At 38.9% G+C, this 16,153-nt stretch carries 12 protein-coding genes; 9 read left to right on the forward strand and 3 right to left on the reverse strand.

Features of this window, described 5'->3' with window-relative positions; all coding sequences use genetic code 11:
* Positions 1 to 21 precede the first annotated feature (21 nt).
* The 7 genes from rpsK to alaS all read left to right on the forward strand — a co-directional run bounded on the left by rpsK (position 22) and on the right by alaS (position 9,483).
* Positions 22 to 411 carry a 30S ribosomal protein S11 gene (rpsK, locus tag LNM86_RS04940; RefSeq protein WP_241438667.1) on the forward strand — a complete coding sequence of 130 codons (390 nt, stop codon included), beginning with the start codon at positions 22 to 24 and terminating at the stop codon, positions 409 to 411.
* 94 nt (positions 412 to 505) lie between these two features.
* Entirely contained in the window at positions 506 to 1,519 is a 1,014-nt protein-coding gene (locus tag LNM86_RS04945) for a DNA-directed RNA polymerase subunit alpha (protein WP_241438668.1), read from the forward strand.
* Between the two features lie 25 nt (positions 1,520 to 1,544).
* Positions 1,545 to 1,973, forward strand: coding sequence for a 50S ribosomal protein L17 (gene rplQ / locus LNM86_RS04950; protein WP_241438669.1), 429 nt, complete (start codon positions 1,545 to 1,547; stop codon positions 1,971 to 1,973).
* 264 nt (positions 1,974 to 2,237) lie between these two features.
* Positions 2,238 to 3,632 (forward strand): DegQ family serine endoprotease, encoded by a 1,395-nt coding sequence (locus tag LNM86_RS04955; protein ID WP_241438670.1) that lies wholly within the window; start codon positions 2,238 to 2,240, stop codon positions 3,630 to 3,632.
* Between the two features lie 7 nt (positions 3,633 to 3,639).
* Complete coding sequence (locus tag LNM86_RS04960) at positions 3,640 to 4,959, forward strand: replication-associated recombination protein A (protein ID WP_241438671.1); 1,320 nt, start codon at positions 3,640 to 3,642, stop codon at positions 4,957 to 4,959.
* A 609-nt stretch (positions 4,960 to 5,568) separates the two neighbouring features.
* Positions 5,569 to 6,612: a recombinase RecA gene (recA, locus tag LNM86_RS04965; RefSeq protein ID WP_241438672.1), complete on the forward strand. Its 1,044-nt coding sequence runs from the start codon at positions 5,569 to 5,571 to the stop codon at positions 6,610 to 6,612.
* A gap of 207 nt (positions 6,613 to 6,819) precedes the next feature.
* Positions 6,820 to 9,483, forward strand: coding sequence for an alanine--tRNA ligase (gene alaS, locus LNM86_RS04970; RefSeq protein WP_241438673.1), 2,664 nt, complete (start codon positions 6,820 to 6,822; stop codon positions 9,481 to 9,483).
* 99 nt (positions 9,484 to 9,582) lie between these two features.
* On the opposite strand, the gene LNM86_RS04975 is transcribed toward alaS, so the two are convergent.
* The gene (locus tag LNM86_RS04975; RefSeq protein WP_241438674.1) at positions 9,583 to 11,367 is read right to left on the reverse strand and encodes a glucan ABC transporter ATP-binding protein/ permease; all 1,785 of its coding nucleotides are present in this window, start codon (positions 11,365 to 11,367) and stop codon (positions 9,583 to 9,585) included.
* A gap of 204 nt (positions 11,368 to 11,571) precedes the next feature.
* Between LNM86_RS04975 and LNM86_RS04980 the strand changes: the two genes are divergently transcribed.
* Together LNM86_RS04980 and LNM86_RS04985 are read left to right on the forward strand one after the other, a co-directional pair.
* Positions 11,572 to 12,561: an RluA family pseudouridine synthase gene (locus LNM86_RS04980; protein ID WP_241438675.1), complete on the forward strand. Its 990-nt coding sequence runs from the start codon at positions 11,572 to 11,574 to the stop codon at positions 12,559 to 12,561.
* A 637-nt stretch (positions 12,562 to 13,198) separates the two neighbouring features.
* Complete coding sequence (locus LNM86_RS04985) at positions 13,199 to 13,981, forward strand: ATP12 family chaperone protein (RefSeq protein WP_241438676.1); 783 nt, start codon at positions 13,199 to 13,201, stop codon at positions 13,979 to 13,981.
* Positions 13,982 to 14,016: 35 nt separating this feature from the next.
* On the opposite strand, the gene LNM86_RS04990 is transcribed toward LNM86_RS04985, so the two are convergent.
* The gene (locus tag LNM86_RS04990) at positions 14,017 to 14,565 is read right to left on the reverse strand and encodes a hypothetical protein (protein WP_241438677.1); all 549 of its coding nucleotides are present in this window, start codon (positions 14,563 to 14,565) and stop codon (positions 14,017 to 14,019) included.
* Positions 14,566 to 14,720: 155 nt separating this feature from the next.
* Positions 14,721 to 16,130, reverse strand: a complete 1,410-nt coding sequence (gene glnA, locus LNM86_RS04995; protein WP_241438678.1) for a type I glutamate--ammonia ligase — start codon at positions 16,128 to 16,130, stop codon at positions 14,721 to 14,723.
* Between the last annotated feature and the right edge of the window lie 23 nt (positions 16,131 to 16,153).

Here is a 16,153-nt window from a genome sequence, read left to right on the forward strand (position 1 = left end):
GAGATCGTTGAAAGGAAGATTATGGCCAAGGAAGCCACGCGTGTTCGTCGTCGCGAACGTAAAAATATTTCATCGGGTGTTGTTCATATCAATTCAACATTTAACAATACAATGATTACAATTACGGATGCACAGGGGAATACAATTGCATGGTCATCTGCTGGTGCCCAGGGATTTAAGGGGTCACGTAAATCAACACCCTTTGCTGCTCAAGTCGCTGCGGAAGATTGTGCTAGAAAAGCACAGGAGCATGGTATGCGTTCGTTAGAGGTTGAAGTTTGTGGTCCTGGGGCAGGTCGTGAGTCTGCTTTGCGTGCATTGCAATCTGTTGGTTTTATCATTACTTCTATTCGTGATGTAACACCAATCCCTCATAATGGATGTCGTCCACGAAAAAGACGGCGTGTTTAATTGGGTATTGTTTTTTGTTGTCAGGGAATCCTCTGATGTTCACATTGGTCGTTACGATTGAATGGTAGCGGAACTAAAGAACGGGAATGAAAATATGATCCAGAAAAACTGGCAGGAACTGATTAAACCCAATAAGGTTGAGTTTGCTGCACATGATAATCCAAATGTTTTGAGCGTGATTGCAGAGCCTCTTGAACGTGGTTTTGGTTTAACGTTGGGAAATGCGCTTCGGCGTGTGTTGTTGTCATCACTGCGCGGTGCCGCAATTACTGCTGTACAGATTGATGGTGTGCTACACGAGTTTTCGTCCATTCCGGGCGTTCGTGAGGATGTTACAGATATTATTCTTAATATCAAAGAGATTGCACTTCGTATGGAAGAAGAAGGGCCTAAGCGTGTCGTTATTTGTAAGGAAGGTCCTGGTGTTGTAAAAGCTGGGGATATCAATACTATTGGAGATATGGAAATTCTGAATCCAGAGCATGTTATTTGTACGCTCGATGAAGATGCTGAGATTCGAATGGAGTTTATTGTTAATACAGGAAAAGGGTATGTTCCATCTGATCGTAATTGTGCTGATGATGCGCGAATAGGTCTTATTCCTGTTGACAGTCTTTATTCACCAATTCGTAAAGTATCCTATAAAGTAGAAAATACGCGTGAAGGTCAAGTTTTGGATTATGATAAATTAACGCTTACGATTGAAACAAACGGTGCTGTAAATGGTGAGGATGCTGTTGCTTTTGCTGCACGTATTCTTCAGGATCAGTTATCATTGTTCGTCAATTTTGAGGAGCCTCAAAAGCAAGAGGTTGAAGAGCCTGATCCAGAGCTTTCCTTTAATCCTGCCCTTCTTAAAAAGGTGGATGAATTAGAACTTTCAGTTCGGTCGGCAAACTGTCTTAAGAATGATAATATTGTCTATATTGGTGATCTTATCCAAAAAACAGAGGCCGAAATGCTTCGGACGCCGAATTTTGGACGAAAATCGTTAAATGAAATTAAAGAAGTTTTGGCATGTATGGGATTGCATCTTGGTATGGAAATTTCTGCGTGGCCACCTGAAAACATTGATGATCTTGCTAAACGTTATGAAGATCAGTATTAAAATTTAGAATTTAAGGAGATAATTCATGCGCCATAGTAAGTCAGGTCGCAAGTTGAACCGGACTGCCAGTCACCGTAAAGCGATGTTTGCTAATATGGCGGTTTCATTGATTGAGCATGAGCAGATTGTGACGACTCTACCAAAAGCTAAGGAAATCCGCCCTATTGTTGAAAAACTCGTTACACTCGGTAAGCGTGGGGGATTGCATGCGCGTCGGCAAGCAATTGCAACGCTTCGTGATACGGCGAAAGTTGCAAAGCTGTTTGATACGCTTGCACCGCGTTATGCATCACGCAATGGTGGATATTTACGGATTATGAAAGCGGGATTTCGTACCGGTGATAATGCTCCCATGGCTGTTATAGAGTTTGTTGATCGTGATGTTGATGCGAAGGGGGCGGTAGATCGTATCCGTACGGAAGATATTACGAATGGAAAAGAAGCTTCTTCATGAAGTTAAAGTAATTCCTTTTGACTGCGTTTTAAAGAGCCGCCTTTTCAGGGCGGTTTTTTATTCGTATTTTTCAAGAAGTTTTACTTAAAACATGATAAGAATATTATAAGATGTTGAATTACTTTATTTTTATAATATTTTCGTTCAAATGGTTGTTTTTTCCTTCATTATAAATATTAATAAAAACTGTTTGTTTATGGAGGATGAGAGGATTTCTTATCTTATTAATATTAAAAAGTGGATGTGTTTTTTTAGGAGTAGGTTATGAGGTATTCTCTTTTGGTGGGGCTTTTTTTTGTTATTATGACACTGATGTCCTTTGATTGCGCGTATGCTCACATTCCGCAAACACAAAAAGAAATGACTCTTTCATTTGCGCCTCTCGTTAAAAGGACGACTCCGTCTGTTGTGAATATTTATGCGGCGCGGCAAATCAGAGCGCGTTCTCCTTTTGAAGGTGATCCATTTTTTGAGCAATTTTTTGGTCGTTTCCAAAATAGCCGCCCCTTGCGGAGACAATCATCTCTTGGGTCGGGTGTGATTGTTGATCCACGTGGTTTGATTGTTACCAATTATCACGTTATTAAGGATGCAGATGAAATTAAAGTTGCTCTTTCTGATGGACGTGAATTTGAAAGTAAAGTGAAGTTAAGAGATGAGGAGACAGATATTGCTGTTCTTGAAATTGATGCAAAGGGTGCTCAGTTTCCTATTCTTCCTTTAGGAGATTCAGATGCAGTTGAGGTTGGTGATCTTGTTTTAGCGATTGGTAATCCTTTTGGGGTTGGTCAAACAGTCACAAGTGGTATTGTTTCAGCGCAGGCACGTACACGTGTTGGTATTTCTGATTTTGACTTTTTTATTCAAACAGATGCTGCCATTAATCCAGGAAATTCTGGTGGCGCTTTAATTGATATGAAGGGGCAACTCATTGGGATTAATACGGCTATTTATTCGCGCTCAGGTGGTTCCGTAGGGATTGGTTTTGCTATTCCATCAAATCTTGTAAAGGTAATGCTTGATACTGTTAAACGTGGTGGAAAATATTTTGTGCCCCCCTATATTGGTGCATCTTTTCAAAATGTTACACCTGATATTGCGGGTGGCTTAGGTTTAGAAAGCCCTTATGGTGCTCTTGTTACTGAGGTTATCGAAGATAGTCCTGCTGCTAAAGCTGGTTTAAAAGTAGGCGATGTCGTTTTGCGTGTACAAGGGATGCGCATTGATAGTCCAGATGGTCTTGGATATCGTTTGATGACAGCTGGTATTGGGCATAGCCTTGTTTTAGAATATTTACGAAATGGAAAGTTGTTAAAGACGCAAATAACCGTTTCTTCAGTGCCGGAATCGGCATTTTTAAAATCTGAAAAAATTATTGGTGAGGGGCCTCTTTCTGGTGCTGAGGTTTTGGATTTAACACCGCAAAATAGTCGACGTTTTCATCTTCCAATATCTGCAAGGGGTGTTGTGATTAGCAAGCTTGATGAAATGAGTAATGCTGCTGGGATTTTTCGCCCCGGAGATATTTTGCGTGTCGTTAATGGCCACAAAATTCAAACAGTGAGTCAGTTAAAAAAGATTCTATTGCAAGGTCGCCCGCGTGTTTGGCAATTAGAATATGAACGTGATGGCATGTATATTCGCCAATTTATTCGTTGAGGTTTTTTTGAATAAAGATTTTTTTACTTCGTCTTTTGATCTTCATAGTAATAAAAATCGGCCGCTTGCAGAGAAAATGCGTCCTCGCTCTCTCAATGATGTGATGGGACAAAATCATTTAGTTGGAGAGGAGGGTGTACTTTCACGTATGATAGCTACAGGCTCCATTGGTTCAATGATTTTCTGGGGGCCTCCAGGGACAGGAAAAACAACGGTTGCGCGCTTGATAGCCGCTGAAACAGACTTTGCCTTTGAGCAAGTTTCTGCTATTTTTACCGGCGTTTCTGAACTCAAAAAAATTTTTGAAAGTGCTCAGAAACGTTTTATATCTGGGCACCGAACACTTTTATTTGTTGATGAAATTCATCGATTTAATCGTGCGCAACAGGATAGTTTTCTTCCTGTCATGGAGGATGGAACTCTTATTCTTATCGGGGCAACAACGGAAAATCCTTCCTTTGAACTTAATGCGGCCCTTCTTTCTCGTGCCCGTGTTTTAACATTTCTTCCACATAATGATGAAAGCTTGCGCATGCTTTTGAAGCGTGCTGAAGAAATGCAAGGAAAATTACTTCCTTTAGATGATGATGCGAGAGATGTTTTAATTGGGATGTCTGATGGTGATGCGCGGACAGCATTAACATTAGCAGAGGATGTTTGGGGGCTTGCCCAACTGGGAGAGATCTTTGATGCTGTTTCTTTGCAAAAAATAATTCAACGTCGTGCTCCCATTTATGATAAAGGAAGAGAGGGGCATTATAATCTTATTTCAGCATTGCATAAATCAGTTCGTGGATCTGATCCTGATGCTGCGCTTTATTATTTAGCACGTATGTTTGATGCCGGAGAAGATCCTCTTTATATTGGACGAAGATTGGTTCGTATGGCTGTTGAAGATGTTGGTTTGGCAGATCCGCAAGCTCTTGTTATTTGTAATGCGGCAAAGGATGCTTATGATTTTTTAGGATCACCTGAGGGAGAATTGGCTTTGGCTCAGGCGTGTCTTTATGTTGCAACTGCACCAAAATCAAATGCAACATATCTCGCCTATAAAGCTGCTATGTCTTGTGCACGTAAAAATGGTTCTTTGCCTCCCCCACAGCATATCCTTAATGCGCCTACAAAATTTATGAAGGAAGAGGGGTATGGAGATGGTTATCGTTATGACCATGATGAGCCAGATGCTTTTTCAGGACAGAAATATTTTCCTGAAAAACTTGGGCGTCAGATCTATTATCAACCACGAGAACGTGGTTTCGAGCGTGAGATTATCAAGCGTCTTGCGTGGTGGAAGCAATTGCGTAAAAAACGAGCCAATCAAAAATGAAACTTTTATTAAAACAGCATTTTTCTTGGCTTTAAGCTTATTTTACATCAATTGTAATTTATCATCCTCCGTTAATGGTCTCAATCATGTGGTAAACAATTGTTATTATTGCGAAATAAGAGGCTCTTTTGTTTTTTAAGTTTAGATACGCTTAAAAAGCAAATTAAAAATATTTATTTCACTTTAATTGTCTGATTGTTTTATCTTTATGGTTTCAGTTGTATGGGGTGTCGTTTCATTTTGATTGGTGATGAATTTTTTTATCAATCGTGAGAAACTGGTTAAAAGTGAGAGTTTCTTAAGTGTGTCTTAAGAAGTATGAGGGGGGATATCTTGAAGTTTGTGTTGAAATTTACATTGTTTCTTTTCTAGAGGAGCGCTATAACTGTACTAGTTTTTTCCTTTCTAGAGGGATGTTTTGGGGAGTACATTAGTGCTATAGGAGAAGGCGTATTGCTTATTTATTTTAGAGTAATGGTGTATTTAAGATGCAATGAGAGGAAAAAAATAGAAATAGTCTGTGAAAATCTAAACTCAAGACTTTAGTTAAACTAAAATAACAGTGTACACTCAATATTAGGTTATTGTGAATCGATCAAGGATATTATCGTGGATAAAGCAAAGGCTCTCGATGCAGCTCTCTCTCAAATTGAACGTTCTTTCGGTAAAGGCTCTATTATGCGTCTTGGGCAAAAAGAGCAGGTCGTTGAAATTGAGACAATTCCAACGGGTTCACTCTCCTTAGATATTGCTTTGGGTGTTGGTGGGTTGCCTAAGGGGCGTATTGTTGAGATTTATGGACCAGAAAGTTCTGGGAAAACAACATTAGCTCTTCATGCTATTGCTGAAGCACAAAAAATTGGTGGGGTTTGTGCTTTTATTGACGCAGAGCATGCTCTTGATCCTATTTATGCGCGTAAGCTTGGTGTTGATTTAGAAAATTTGTTTATTTCTCAGCCAGATACTGGTGAGCAGGCATTGGAAATTACAGAGACATTGGTTCGTTCTGGTGCTGTTGATGTGCTTGTTGTTGATTCCGTCGCTGCTTTGACACCACGTGCGGAAATTGATGGTGAAATGGGTGATGCTTTACCTGGATTGCAGGCACGGTTGATGAGTAAAGCATTGCGAAAATTAACAGCAGCAATTTTTCGCTCTAACTGTATGGTTGTCTTTATTAATCAAATTCGCATGAAAATTGGTGTGATGTTTGGTTCTCCTGAAACGACAACAGGCGGAAATGCTTTAAAGTTTTATGCTTCTGTTCGTTTAGATATTCGTCGCATTGGATCCATTAAAGATAGAGATGCAATCGTTGGTAATCAGACGCGTGTTAAAGTGGTGAAGAATAAACTCGCACCTCCATTTAAACAGGTTGAATTTGACATCATTTATGGTGAAGGCATTTCCAAAGTAGGTGAATTGATCGATTTGGGTGTTAAAGTTGGCATTGTGGAAAAATCTGGAGCATGGTTTTCTTATAATTCTCAGCGTTTAGGACAGGGGCGTGAGAATGCAAAGCAGTTTTTGCGTGAACATGCCGAAGTAGCTACAGAAATTGAAGCCGCTTTGCGGCAAAACGCTGGTTTGATTGCGATTGAGCTGCTAGAAAATGCAGGGTCAGAAAATACAGAAGGCGACGAAACAATATGAGAGAGTGCTTTTGCCATAGCAATTCATTCATATGAAATCTTTCTGTTTTTATTTAAAAATTTGAAGTATTAAAATCATTTATTTTTCGATTTTTTTTGAAAAAATTCTGCTTTTTGATTAAATTGACTCTGCATGTGTAGCAAAGAGGATGTTTAACGAGAAGGATTTTGTTTTTATGATTTTGCGCTGTATTCTACAGGTATCAATATGAATAGTGTCAATAATATTCGTTCAACTTTTCTCGATTATTTTCGGATTAATGGACATACAATTCTTCCTTCTAGCCCACTTGTTCCACGTAATGATCCGACACTTATGTTTACAAATGCAGGGATGGTGCAGTTTAAAAATGTTTTTACTGGGCTTGAACAGCGTTCTTATAAACAAGCCGCAACGGCACAAAAATGTGTCCGAGCGGGTGGAAAACATAATGACCTCGATAATGTTGGCTATACGGCGCGCCATCATACTTTTTTTGAAATGTTAGGGAATTTTTCTTTTGGTGATTATTTTAAAGAAGAAGCCATTTTTTTATCATGGAAGCTTTTAACAAAGGAATTTTGTCTTCCAAAAGAGAAATTATTGGTAACAGTTTATCAGAGTGATGATGTTGCTGCTGAATTATGGCGTAAAATTTCAGGACTTCCAAATGAAAAAATTATTCGTATTGCAACAGCTGATAATTTTTGGGCAATGGGGGATGTTGGTCCTTGCGGTCCTTGTTCAGAGATTTTTTATGATCATGGTGATAAAATCTGGGGCGGACCTCCTGGAAGTCTGGAAGAAAATGGTGATCGCTTTATTGAGATTTGGAATCTCGTCTTTATGCAGTATGAGCAGGTGAGCAAGGATGAACGTGTTGAATTGCCTCATCCTTCTATTGATACGGGCATGGGATTAGAGCGTATTGCTGCTGTTTTACAGGGTGTTCATGATAATTATGATATTGATCTCTTTCGTGCATTAATCAATGCATCCCAAGAAATAACAGGGATTGAGGCAACGGGTGATTTTGTGGCGAGCCATCGTGTGATCGCTGATCATCTTCGCTCGTCAGCATTTTTGATTGCTGATGGTGTTCTTCCTTCTAATGAAGGGCGAGGCTATGTTTTACGTCGTATTATGCGCCGTGCTATGCGTCATGCACATCTTCTTGGTGCTCAAAAACCATTGATATATCGTCTTTTACCTGCTTTAATTCGCGAAATGGGACAAGCCTATCCTGAATTGGTTCAGGCTGAATCTTTGATTTCAGAAACTTTAAAGTTAGAAGAAACGCGGTTTCGTAAAACTCTTGAACGAGGACTCGGTTTGTTGAATGAAGCAAGTAGCGATCTCAAAGAAGGGGATCATTTTAATGGTGAGGTTGCCTTCAAGCTTTATGATACTTATGGTTTTCCGCTTGATTTAACACAGGATGTTTTGCGACGTCGTGGAATATCTGTTGATGTTGAGACTTTTGATAAAGCGATGGAACGTCAGAAAGCAGAAGCGCGTGCCCATTGGTCTGGTTCTGGGGAAACTGTAACAGAAAAGATCTGGTTTTCTATTTGTGATAAAATAGGTGCTACGGAATTTTTAGGTTATGAAACAGAGAAAGCCGAAGGGATTCTTACCGCTCTTATTTGTGATGGTGAAATTGTTGATCATGTTTCTGTAGGGCAGAAAGCCATTCTTATCACCAATCAAACACCTTTTTATGGTGAATCTGGTGGACAGATCGGTGATAGCGGTATTATTTCCGGTGAAAATTTTGTTTTTGAGGTGCATGATACTCAGAAAAAAGCTGATGGTATTTTTATTCATATTGGAGAGGTGAAGTCTGGTCAAGCAAAGGTATCTGATTGTGTAGAATTAGCCGTTGATGCTATTCGTCGTAAGAAAATTCGTGCAAACCATTCCGCTACCCATTTATTACACGAAGCTTTGCGTCAAACATTGGGATCGCATGTGACACAAAGAGGTTCTTTTGTCTTACCCGACCGATTACGTTTTGATTTTTCTCATCCAAAATCTGTTTCTTCAGAAGAATTGAAGAAAATAGAAGATTTAGCAAATGATATTGTTTTGCAAAATAGTGAGGTAACAACACGCCTTATGCTTGTGGATGATGCCATTTCTGAAGGAGCAATGGCATTATTTGGTGAAAAATATGGTGATGAAGTCCGTGTTGTTTCTATGGGAACCAAGCTTGAACAGGAAGGATTTAAAAAAGACTGGTCAATTGAGCTTTGTGGGGGGACACATGTGAAGAGAACAGGGGATATTGGTTTAATTCATATTGTTTCTGAAAGTTCTGTGGCAGCTGGAGTTCGTCGTATCGAAGCTTTAACAGGTACAGCTGCGCGCCTTTATCTTAGGCACCAAGATGAGCGTATGCATGAGATTGCTCGTCTTTTAAAAACTTCCCCTCCTGATATAGAAGAACGGATACAGGTTTTACTTGATGATCGTCGTAAGCTTGAAAAAGAGTTGAATGATGTACGCAAGAAGATGCTGCTCAGCGGTGAGATGATACAAGGTGGTCAAGAAGATGTTATCATCATCAATGGCGTTTCCTTTATGGGACAGGTTGTGAAAAATATTTTACCGCGGGATCTTAAAGCGTTAGTGGATTCTGGAAAGAAGAAAATTGGATCTGGAGTTGTTGCTTTTATTGGTGTTTCAGAGGATGGTAAGGGGAGTGCTGCTATTGGCGTTACTGATGATTTGACAGACAAGCTGAATGCTGTTGATTTGGTGCGTATTGTTTCAGGTGTTCTTGGTGGGAAAGGTGGGGGTGGTCGTCCCGATATGGCACAGGCTGGTGGTCCTGAAGGGGATAAGGTTGGTGATGCACTTGCGGCATTGAAAGCTGCTCTTGGAGGATAATGCCGATTGATTATTGGTGTTGCTGAGCTTCGAGATCTCTTTAAAAAAGGAATTTTTTCGTTTCGGTCTATTTCTTTCTTAAAGGTGAAAGAGTTTTCTCTATGAAGCTATTGCTTTATGTAAGGAGGCTATATTCTTGTCATCTTCTATGATTGATTGATCAAATGCTAAGCCCCCAGTTTTTAAGAGTTTATAGAAGCGACCACCTTTATCGATTAATTCTTGAAAGCTTCCTTTTTCAATTAAGTGACCTTGTTCTAAAAATAGCACAATGTCAGCATCGCGTATTGTTGAAAGGCGATGTGCTATAATAAAAGTGGTCCGGTTCTGGCTTATGCAATCAAGAGCTTCTTTTACATATGCTTCTGTTTCAATATCAAGAGCACTTGTTGCTTCATCTAAAATAAGAATGGGGGCATTTTTTAAAACAGCGCGTGCAATTGCTAATCGTTGTTTTTCTCCACCCGATAATTGAGAACCTCGCTCACCAACCATTGTGTCGTAACGATCGGTTTTTTTCAAAATAAAATCATGGGCAGCTGCTATTTTTGCTGCTTCATAAAGTTCCTCATCTGTTGCGGTTGCTCTTCCTATTGAGATATTGTCATAAATACTGCGGTTGAAAAGGCTTGCGTCTTGAAACACTGTTGCTAGAGATTTGCGTAAGGATTCACGGTTAACGGAGCGTATATTGATGCCGTCAATGGTGATATGTCCAAATGTGGGGTCGTATACACGCTGTAACAAATTGATTAATGTTGTTTTTCCAGCGCCCGTTGGTCCTACAATTGCAACAGTTTGACCTGTTTTTACTTCAAAGGAAATGTTAAAGACACCTTGAGAAGAATTAGGAAATTTGTAAGTAACATGATGGAATTGTATTGCACCTTTAACATTTTGGAGGGAAGGTAAGTTTTCAGGTTCGTTGATATGAAAGGTTGAGTCCTCCATGACAAAGAATTCTTGTAGTTTCGCTTGTGAGGATACGATTAAATGAATAAAATCGCTTATTTGATCCAGGCGGCTAATCATGAGTTGTGCAAATCCAACAAAGGCAACAATTTCTCCTACACGTAATTGGTTTTTTGCTACAAAAAAAGCGCCAAGAAGAAGGATACAAACTATTGAAATTGTTGAAGTCATTCGGTTTAAACCACTGGCAACAGCCCACCAATTGAGAACAGGGTTTTGTGCTTTAAGAAGATCATTTGTATGCTGATTCAGTACTAAGCTTTCTTCTTTGATCCGATGATAGCTTTGTACAATGGAAACGTTGGAGATTGAATCACTAATATGTTGAAAAACATTGTGATGATAGCTTTCTACAGCAGTTTGTCCGTTTTTTGTTTTGTGCGTCACTAAACGTGCAATTAATATATAGATAATGGCAAGTACAACGAGAACTGTTGAGAGGCGCCAATTCATATTAAAAGCTATGGGAATGAGAACGAAGAATGCGACAAAAGTTGAAAGATGTTGACGCATAAAATCAAGCCATATGGTTGACATGGAGTCTACGGCGCGTAAAAGTATATGAAGGGTGTTAGAAGTTCCACGCTGTTGATGCCAAATTAAAGGCATGGCGATGATACGCTCAAAAGATTCAGTTAAAATAGCTAAACGGCGTCTATGTGCTAAACGATCAGCACTGCGTGCAATAAGAACATAAGCAATAATATGAGAAAGACCAAAACATACCCAAATTGTAAGAGTAGGGATAACGGCTAATTTTTCTGCAATAGAGTCAATGACACGTCCAAATAAAATGGGCTCTGCAATAGTAATAATAGCCAATATAACATTAGCGGTACAGATTAAAACAGAAGTCTTTTTTTCTCTGTTTAGATAATTAAGAACACGTGCATATGTTTTAAATAAGGACACAGGTAATTATCTCCACGCACTCGTTATCGATTCTTGTAATTGCTAAATTTTGAGCTAATAAAATTTAAACAGTAAGAAAATGCAATTTTAAATACGGATTGTAATATGATGTGATAAAGCCAATTCTATAGGATGGAGACTTTGTATTTTTTAAAGAGATAAGCGAAAAATAATCAATAAAATTATATCGGTGAGGAAGCTTTTATGGCAGGCGTAGAAATAAAAAAGGTTGAAATAGATGAAAACGGAATGCGCGTAGATCGCTGGTTTAAAGTGCATTATCCAGGCCTTGGATTTGGATATTTACAAAAATTGCTGCGTTCTGGTCAAGTACGAGTTGATGGTGGACGTGTAAAAGCCGATACGCGTCTTGTGATGAGGCAATCTGTTCGTGTACCGCCTCTCCCTATTGATGACAAGAAGAGTTTTTCTGTAACGAATAAAACACTTCGTGAAGAGAATGATGAAATTATTTTGAAAAAAATGCTGCTCTATGAGGATCCAAAAGTTTTTGTTTTTAATAAACCGGCTGGGCTAGCTGTACAAGGTGGTTCTGGCTTGACACGCCATGTTGACAATATGCTTGAGGTATGGCGCAATAAAAAAGGTGAAAAACCGCGTTTGGTTCATCGGCTTGATCGTGAAACATCTGGTGTGCTTGTTGTTGCTCGATCAAGAGGGGCTGCACAGGCTTTAACAGCTGCTTTTAGAACACGAGAAACAAAAAAGACTTACTGGGCATTGGTTCGGGGAGTGCCGAAAAAAAAACAGGATAAAATTTCAACATGGATGGTTAAAGATATCACAACACAAGGTGATAAAATGCGTGTTTGTGAACATGGGGAGCCTGATGCTGACCACGCAGTTTCTTACTACCGCGTTTTAGATACGAGGGGGCGGGCTCTTTCGTGGCTTGAAATGGAACCCTATACGGGAAGAACACATCAGTTACGTGTGCACGCTGCTCATATAGATCACCCGATCATTGGTGATTCAAAATATTTTTTTTCTGATAGTAATTGGACGCTACCGGGGGGAATTCAAAATCGCCTGCATCTTCATGCGCGCCGTATTCGTATCCCTCATCCTTCAGGAGGGCTATTGGATGTTATCGCGCCTTTACCTCCTCATATGGTGCAAAGCTTTAATCTTTTGGCTTTTAATGAAAGTGATGGAGATACAGAAACAGAATAAGAGAAAAATTTTTACGGTTTGTTCTTTTTGATTTATGAAAAATTCAGGTGATTTCGTAAAGTATAGTTGTTATCAATAGAATTGTGGGTAAGCTTCCCGCCATTAAAGAATTATTCTATTATGTCGTAAAACATTGTTGTTTAGGGTGGTGATATCAGGCGGGGAAATTTTTATGCAAAGGGCGATTGATGATATGAGACGAATGTGTGGAATACCTTTACCATTGTTTAAGCAAGGTGAGGCGGTAAGTAAATTGCACTGCTCTAGGTTTTTTTTGATAATGCGTTTTTTTCTTCTTTAACAATTCTGTTAGAAATGTTTTTAGAGTTGTTAATGGGTGTATATAGCACCATTTGTAGATGGATCATTGCAAGCTAACGAACCTCTTCGCCATCATGTTCAACACATTCAAGTTTTCAATCAAGACAAATACTTTTAAAAAGGGTTCTAACTGTTGTTGCCGAATATAAAAGAGCATTCACTCTTGCTTTGTTTGTAAAATAGATATGAAATATAAATTAGAGTGATGCTGGTAAGATTTTTTCTCTTTGGGGTAGGCAGGTTTAATTAAACCTCATTGTGATATATAAACCTAGAAAGAACAGTAAAGCTATTAAAAAGATCAGAGGTAAACAATATGCGTGAAATTTTGAACCATTTTGATATGCCATTGAATAAAAATCATTCTGTTCAGAAGAGTCAAAAAATTTCATGCTCACCACTTGCAAAACGATTTTATAGGCAAGTAAAAACTTCATGTGAAGAAGGAGGCTTTGCTATCTTGTTGGATGGAAGTCCAGTGAAAACACCGGCAAAGTGTCCTTTTCTCGTACCAACAGAAGCTTTTGCTCTATTAGTGGCAGAGGAATTTGAGAACCAAAGACAAGTTATTAATCCAGCAAAAATGCCAATCACACGTCTTGTTAATACTGTTATTGATGGCATAGCTGGTGATATGCAGGTTGTTTTTGAAGATTTATTACGTTTTGTTGCCTGCGATATGATCTTTTATCGTGCACAAACACCAAAAGAGCTAGCACAGCGGCAATGTGAACAGTGGGATCCTTTATTGGATTGGGCAGAAGAAAAACTTGGTGCTCGGTTTCATTTGACAGAAGGGATTATGCATGTTGAACAATCACGAGAAGCTATTCAAGCGGTTAGCAATTACCTTCGTAAATTTGCTTCTCCTTATATGCTTGCAGCACTTCATATGGTGACAACTTTAACAGGATCAGCTCTTATTGCTTTTGCAGTTGTGGAAAAAAAAATTGATGCAGATCATGCTTGGAATATTGCTCATTTAGATGAAGATTGGATGATAGAACAATGGGGCGTTGATGAAGAAGCAATGGTACGCCGTACTGGCAAGAAAGCTGAATTTGATGCTGCTGTGAAAGTCATGACAACTTGTTTGTAAGAAAAAGTTTCTTTTATTTATGCACGCTATTTTTCTTACTCAGTGTATTTTGTGATTTTTTGCGGATTAACTTTTATTTTTTCCAATCCAGGAAGTGATTCACTGGTGATGTTTAAGATTGCTTCATCATTTCCACGAATAAAATACCAATTGTTGTTATCAAGAAGTGCAATAACTTCCGTTTGAATAGAGCACTTTTTTCCAGAATTTGTTGTGGTAATAAACTCTACAGGTATAACAAAATACGGAATACCGTTATCAAGTTTGCCTTCACGCTTTCGTTTTTGGTCAATGTGAATACTCTCAATTTTATAATTTTTCGCTAATCGCTCTATTTGGCTTTTCATGATCTGTTGGAATTGTGATTTACTAAAATTTTTCTTAGCCGTTAAATCATTGATAATTTGGGGAGGAATAGCGCTTAAGATGGCATTTGCATCAGCATTTTGAATTGCTTTGCTGTAAGCAGATGCTGCTTTTTCCAGGTCTATAAGTCTTTGATTGGTAATTGTAGAGGCTTGAGTTGTTGATATCATAAAGGCAATGCATAAAAAAATGGGAAATAGAGAACAGATTCGCAGCATTAGAAACCTTATTCATTGATTTGGATGAATTCAGTTAGACTTATACAACAAAAGCACATAAGCAAAAAGCTCGTTGTGCTCTTTGACGAGGAGAATATCCACAAAAATGGAAGATGAAACCTCCATTTTAAATCAAAAGGATAATCGATTATTCTTTAAACAGAATAATACATATCAAATTCGACAGGATGAGGCGTTGTTTCATAACGTAAAACTTCTTGCATTTTTATTTGAATGAAAGAATTAATTTGATCATCGTCAAAGACATCACCCGCTTTCAAAAAGCTACGATCTTTATCAAGTGCTTCAAGTGCTTCGCGCAGACTTCCTGAAACTGTAGGAATTTCTTTAAGCTCTTTTAAGGGAAGGTCGTAAAGATCTTTATCCATAGCCTGTCCAGGGTGAATTTTATTTTTGATTCCATCAAGACCAGCCATTAAGAGTGCTGCAAATGCTAAATAGGGATTTGCTGTTGGATCTGGAAAACGCACTTCTACGCGTTTTGAATTTGGCGAAGAACTCATTGGAATTCGACAAGATGCGGAACGATTGCGTGCGGAATAAGCAAGAAGGACAGGCGCTTCATAACCCGGAACTAAACGCTTATAGGAGTTTGTCGATGGATTGGTAAAAGCATTAATTGCTTTGGCATGCTTAATGACGCCACCTATAAAAAATAAGCAAGTTTCTGATAGTCCAGCATATTCATTGCCCGCAAAAATTGGTTTGCCATCTTTCCAAATAGACATGTGAACATGCATGCCTGAACCATTATCACCAAAAACCGGTTTTGGCATGAAAGTTGCTGTTTTTCCATAGCTATTTGCTATTTGATGGACAACATATTTAAAAATCTGCATCTTGTCAGCTTCACGAACGAGCGTGTCAAAGCGAATACCCAATTCATGTTGTCCTGCTGCCACTTCGTGATGATGCTTTTCTACGCGGACTCCCATATCTTTGAGTGCTGTGAGCATTTCAGAGCGTATATCTTGGCAAGAATCGAGTGGGGGAACAGGAAGATAACCGCCTTTCATTCTTGGGCGATGACCAAGATTGCCCGTTTCATATTCTGTATCATCATTGGATGGAAGTTCACTGGAATCAAGTTTAAACCCCGTATTATAAGGATCTGTTTTATAGCGTACATCATCAAAGATAAAAAATTCCGCTTCTGGACCGATATTAATTGTATCACCGATTCCTAAAGATTTCATATAGACTTCAGCTCTTTTGGCGATAGAACGAGGATCTCTGCGATAAAATTCTCCAGAAACAGGATCAAGCACGTCACAAAAGAGGACTAAAGTGGATTGTGCAAAAAAGGGATCAATATGTGCTGTTTCTGGATCTGGCATTAAGACCATGTCAGATTCATTAATTGTTTTCCATCCGGAAATGGAAGAACCATCAAACATAACACCATCGCTAAATGTATCTTCATTGATTTCTGCGATATCCATTGTGATGTGATGCAACTTTCCTCGCGGATCGGTGAAACGTAGATCAACAAAACGGATTTCGTTATCTGCAATCTGTTTGATAATGTCTGATGCGGTTGTCATATTTCAATTTCCTTATGTGGGAT

The organism is Bartonella machadoae, assembly GCF_022559585.1.
Taxonomy (GTDB): domain Bacteria; phylum Pseudomonadota; class Alphaproteobacteria; order Rhizobiales; family Rhizobiaceae; genus Bartonella; species Bartonella machadoae.

Coding starts and splice junctions, on each gene's coding strand:
- rpsK (WP_241438667.1), top strand. CDS start 22: ATGGCCAAGGAAGCCACGCGTGTTCGTCGTCGCGAACGTAAAAATATT.
- LNM86_RS04945 (WP_241438668.1), top strand. CDS start 506: ATGATCCAGAAAAACTGGCAGGAACTGATTAAACCCAATAAGGTTGAG.
- rplQ (WP_241438669.1), top strand. CDS start 1,545: ATGCGCCATAGTAAGTCAGGTCGCAAGTTGAACCGGACTGCCAGTCAC.
- LNM86_RS04955 (WP_241438670.1), top strand. CDS start 2,238: ATGAGGTATTCTCTTTTGGTGGGGCTTTTTTTTGTTATTATGACACTG.
- alaS (WP_241438673.1), top strand. CDS start 6,820: ATGAATAGTGTCAATAATATTCGTTCAACTTTTCTCGATTATTTTCGG.
- LNM86_RS04980 (WP_241438675.1), top strand. CDS start 11,572: ATGGCAGGCGTAGAAATAAAAAAGGTTGAAATAGATGAAAACGGAATG.
- LNM86_RS04985 (WP_241438676.1), top strand. CDS start 13,199: ATGCGTGAAATTTTGAACCATTTTGATATGCCATTGAATAAAAATCAT.
- LNM86_RS04990 (WP_241438677.1), bottom strand. CDS start 14,565: ATGCTGCGAATCTGTTCTCTATTTCCCATTTTTTTATGCATTGCCTTT.
- glnA (WP_241438678.1), bottom strand. CDS start 16,130: ATGACAACCGCATCAGACATTATCAAACAGATTGCAGATAACGAAATC.